Origin of the sequence: Streptomyces solincola, assembly GCF_002982015.1 — a bacterium.
In the GTDB taxonomy this organism is placed as follows: domain Bacteria; phylum Actinomycetota; class Actinomycetes; order Streptomycetales; family Streptomycetaceae; genus Streptomyces; species Streptomyces solincola.
Genome location: NZ_PVLV01000212.1, coordinates 1 through 4,102, shown reverse-complemented (window position 1 = coordinate 4,102; position 4,102 = coordinate 1). Strand labels below are relative to the sequence as shown.

Below are 4,102 nucleotides of genomic sequence, written 5' to 3'. Positions count from 1 at the left end.
GCCGCCACCGCCGCGGCTGCCCGGACGCGGGCGGGGGGCCGACCGGAGCAGCTCACCGGCGGTGAGCGTCACCGCGGCCACGCCCCGCGCCCAGCGCGGCCCGCCCCGCGCCGCCCACACCACACAGGCGCACCCCCCGACGACGAGCACCAGCAGCCCGATCAGGACCAGTCCTCCGACGCCCATCTCCGTTCCCCTTCCCCACCTGGTTCGCCATGGTCACCGCCATCCTGCCAGGGCCGGGGCACGGGCCCCGCGGACCAGGACCGGGCGCCGACTCGGCCCCCGCCCCGGGACCAGGACCTCAGCCCGAGCCGAACCCGGCCGCAAGGCCCAGGCGCGCCACGCTCCGACCGCCTACGTTGGAGGGCATGACCGACCAGCACGACACGGCCGATTCCGACCTCGACGCCTACCTGGCCCGGATCGGCTGGGACGGCCCCCGGCGGCCCGACCTGGAGACCCTGCGGGGCGTGCACCTGGCCCACCAGCGAGCCATCCCCTTCGAGAACCTGGACGCCTTCCAGCGGATCGCCCCGTCCCTGGACCCGGCCGACCTGACGGCCAAGCTCGTCCACGGCCGGCGCGGCGGCTACTGCTTCGAGCAGAACCTCCTCTTCGCCCGGGCCCTGCGCTCCCTGGGCTTCGAGGTGGCGACCCTGGGGGCGCGGGTCACCGTGGGGACGGACATCGTCGAGAGCCGTCCGCGCACCCACATGCTGCTGCACGTCCTGGTCCCCGGCGACCCCCGGCCGTACATCGCCGACGTCGGCTTCGGCTCGGTCACCGGCCTCGCCGGACCCGTCCCGCTCCTCGCCGGCCCCGAGTTCGAGGACGCCGGCCGCCGCCACCGCCTGGTGCACCTGCCGCACGCCGGCCCGCTGGAGCTGTGGGGCCTCCAGGCCGGGACGGAGAGCGGCTGGGCGACGCAGTACGCCTTCACCCTCGACCCGTTCGAGCACGCCGACGCGGAGGTGTCCAACTGGTACGTGGCGACCCACCCCCGCTCGCCCTTCACCCACCGCCCCTACGCCCAGCGGACCACCCCCGACGGCCACCTCGCCCTGGACGCCCGCCGCCTCGTCGAGACCCACGCCGACGGCACCGTCACCGAACGGGACCTCGCCGACGCCGCCGAGATCCGCCGCGTCCTGGACGACCGCTTCGGCATCACCGCCCCGGACGGCCTGGACCTCCTGCCCGCAAAGCACTGAGCCGCCCGCCGCCCGCCGCGGACGTGCCGGATCGCGCGCACGGGAACGACGGGAGGGGCGGACATCGCTCACCCTTCGTGGGACGCTTGCGGTGAAGTGCTCCCGCACCGCATATGCCGCTGTACGTTCACCTGGCTGAGGCCACGGAGAAGGGACCCGCGATGACAGCCGTGCCGGTCGGTCACGACCCTGCTCCCGAGCCTCCCCAGACATGGGCGTACATGCTCAACGCATGGCACGAACTGGACGTGCCCGAGGGCTGGCGCGCCGAGATCGACGAGGGGCAGATCGTCTTGGTACCGCCGCCGCACCGACACCACAACGCCATCGCGGAACTCGTGCAGCACCGTCTCTACCGCGGGCTGCCGGAGGAGCTCGGCATCTACCAGACGCTGGGCCTGCACATCGCCCCGCTGGACAAGCTGTACGTTCCCGACCTGGTCATCGTGCCGAGGGAGACGGTCCTCGCCGGTGACCCCGACCGGTCCGAGCCGGTTGACGCCGCCCTGGCCGAGCTGATCGTGGAGGTCACCTCCCCGCACAACGCCGCGGACGACCGTACGCGCAAGTACCGCGCCTACGCCCTCAGCCTCGTCCCGCTCTACCTGCTGATCGACCGCTACGACCGGCGCGGGCCGACCGTGACGCTGTTCAGCGCGCCGCAGGACGGAGTGTTCAAGCACTCGCAGCCGGTCCCGTTCGGGACGCCGCTCGCCCTCCCCGCCCCCTTCGGCGTCACCCTCGACACCGGGGCGTTCCCGGGGGCCGGGGCCCGCTGAGCCGCCTCAGGCCGCCCGTGCCCTCGCGCCCAACCGCTCGGCGGCCATCATCAGTTCGCCGATCCCGCCCAGCGACCGCCGCTCCACCCAGAGCCGTTCCACGAGCCGGTCCCCGCTGTGGACCAGCAGCAGCTTCCCGTCGGCGGTGAGCCGCACCGAGCGCCACGGGTGGTCCCACTGCTGCTCGTCGTCCTTCCAGAGCTGCAAGCCCTGGTTGGTGCTGCGGAGTTCGTACGGGGTGCTCCTGCGCCACAGGGTGGAGCGCGAGCCCTCCGGCGCGGGCTGCACCCGGTACGCACCGAACAGGCTCTCACCCGACTTCAGGGACGTGTCGCGCACCCCCTCCACCCGGCCCACCCGCGCCCCGCGCCAGCCCAGGAACGCGCCGGCCAGCACGGCGAGCGGCACGGCGGCCCACCACACCATCCCCAACCGGAAGCTCTCCAGGCCGACCGGGACCGCCGCCAGCGCCCCGAAGACGCCCCCGACGATCGCCGCCCGCCGTATCCGCCGCTGCCGATCCGCGTCCGTCCTCTTCCCGCCCCTGGATTCACCCATGGAGTCCGGTTGCCCGGAATCGGGCAGACCACGTCCGACGCCTCGACACGTCGAGCCCCCCGCGGCAGACACCCTTGCTTCGAGCGCGCTCGAAGGCGTTGGCTGAGGAACCATGAAGTACACACAGCTCGGACGCACCGGACTCAAGGTCAGCCGACTCGTCCTCGGCACGATGAACTTCGGCCCGCAGACCGACGAGGCGGGCAGCCACGCGATCATGGACGCCGCGCTGGACGCGGGCGTCAACTTCTGGGACACCGCCAACGTCTACGGCTGGGGTGAGAACAAGGGCCGGACCGAGGAGATCATCGGGTCCTGGTTCGCCCGGGGCGGCGACCGGGACAAGGTCGTGCTCGCCACCAAGGTGTACGCGAACATGGCCGCGGACGGCGACCCGTGGCCCAACCACGACAAGCTCTCCGCGGTGAACATCCGCCGCGCGGTCGAGGCCAGCCTGCGGCGGCTGAACACCGACTACATCGACCTGTACCAGTTCCACCACATCGACCGCGACACGCCGTTCGAGGAGATCTGGCAGGCGATCGACGTCCTGGTGCAGCAGGGCAAGATCCTCTACGCCGGGTCCTCCAACTTCCCCGGTTACAAGATCGCCCAGGCCAACGAGGCGGCCGCCCGGCGCGGCAGCCTGGGCCTGGTCAGCGAGCAGTGCCTCTACAACCTCGCCGAGCGGCGCGCCGAGATGGAGGTCGTCCCGGCCGCGCGGGACTACGGCCTCGGCGTGATCCCGTGGTCGCCGCTGCACGGCGGGCTGCTGGGCGGCGTACTCCGCAAGGAGAACGAGGGAGGGCGGCGGGCCTCCGGGCGGTCGGCGGACGCGCTGGCCAACACCTCGATGCGGGAGAAGGTCCAGGCGTACGAGGACCTCCTCGACAAGCACGGGCTGGAGCCCGGCGAGGCGGCCCTGGCCTGGCTGCTGACCCGGCCGGGGGTCACCGGGCCCATCGTCGGGCCGCGCACCGCCGAGCAGCTCGACTCCGCGCTGCGCGCCGTCGAGCTGGAGCTGAGCGAGGAGGTGCTGACCGGGCTGGACGAGATCTTCCCCGGCCCGGGACCGTCGCCGGAGGCGTTCGCCTGGTGAGCGGCGATCGCCGGCACCGCGGCGCGCGTACGTCTCAGCCCAGTGCGGCCGCCACGGCGATGATCGCGAACATCAGCACCAGCGCGCCGGCCATGATCCGGTTTCGGGTTTTCGGGTCCACGCTTCGAGGTTAACCGGCCCGGCCCAGCGGCCAGGAACCGACCGTCTGGTAACGGGGCTGCTCGCCGGGGACGCCGCTCGCCGGCAGGTTGCTGCGGACCAGACTCAGCTCGGTGACCTGCCAGGGGGTGGAGGCGAAGGGGCGCAGCTCCTCGGCGTACGGCCGCAGGTCGGCGTCGGTGCGGCTGCGGGCGACGGTGAGGTGGGGGTGGTAGGCGCGGTGCTCGTCCCTGGGCACGCCGGCGCGCCGGGCCGCCGCCTCCGTCCGCTCGGCCAGCCGCCGCAGCTCCGCCACCCCGCCGGCCGCGCCCGTCCACAGGACGCGCCGGCCG

6 protein-coding genes are annotated in these 4,102 nt (G+C 73.4%); 3 read left to right on the top strand and 3 right to left on the bottom strand.

The window, feature by feature from the left end:
• A partial coding sequence (locus C6N75_RS15315) for a hypothetical protein (RefSeq protein ID WP_105869462.1) occupies nt 1-186 on the bottom strand: 186 nt, incomplete at its 3' end.
• Nucleotides 187-371: 185 nt separating this feature from the next.
• Between C6N75_RS15315 and C6N75_RS15310 the strand changes: the two genes are divergently transcribed.
• Both C6N75_RS15310 and C6N75_RS15305 read left to right on the top strand, forming a co-directional pair.
• A complete protein-coding gene (locus tag C6N75_RS15310) occupies nt 372-1,214 on the top strand; it encodes an arylamine N-acetyltransferase family protein (RefSeq protein ID WP_105869461.1) in 843 nt (280 codons plus the stop codon).
• Nucleotides 1,215-1,375: 161 nt separating this feature from the next.
• Nucleotides 1,376-1,993 carry a Uma2 family endonuclease gene (locus C6N75_RS15305; protein WP_105869460.1) on the top strand — a complete coding sequence of 206 codons (618 nt, stop codon included), beginning with the start codon at nt 1,376-1,378 and terminating at the stop codon, nt 1,991-1,993.
• A 6-nt stretch (nt 1,994-1,999) separates the two neighbouring features.
• On the opposite strand, the gene C6N75_RS15300 is transcribed toward C6N75_RS15305, so the two are convergent.
• Complete coding sequence (locus C6N75_RS15300; RefSeq protein ID WP_105869459.1) at nt 2,000-2,551, bottom strand: hypothetical protein; 552 nt, start codon at nt 2,549-2,551, stop codon at nt 2,000-2,002.
• 112 nt (nt 2,552-2,663) lie between these two features.
• Here C6N75_RS15300 and C6N75_RS15295 point away from each other — a divergent pair, with 112 nt between their 5' ends.
• On the top strand, nt 2,664-3,650 hold the full coding sequence (locus C6N75_RS15295) for an aldo/keto reductase (RefSeq protein ID WP_105869458.1): 987 nt from the start codon (nt 2,664-2,666) through the stop codon (nt 3,648-3,650).
• A gap of 130 nt (nt 3,651-3,780) precedes the next feature.
• On the opposite strand, the gene C6N75_RS15290 is transcribed toward C6N75_RS15295, so the two are convergent.
• The coding region (locus tag C6N75_RS15290) for a 2'-5' RNA ligase family protein (RefSeq protein WP_105869457.1) at nt 3,781-4,102 on the bottom strand (322 nt) is incomplete at its 5' end.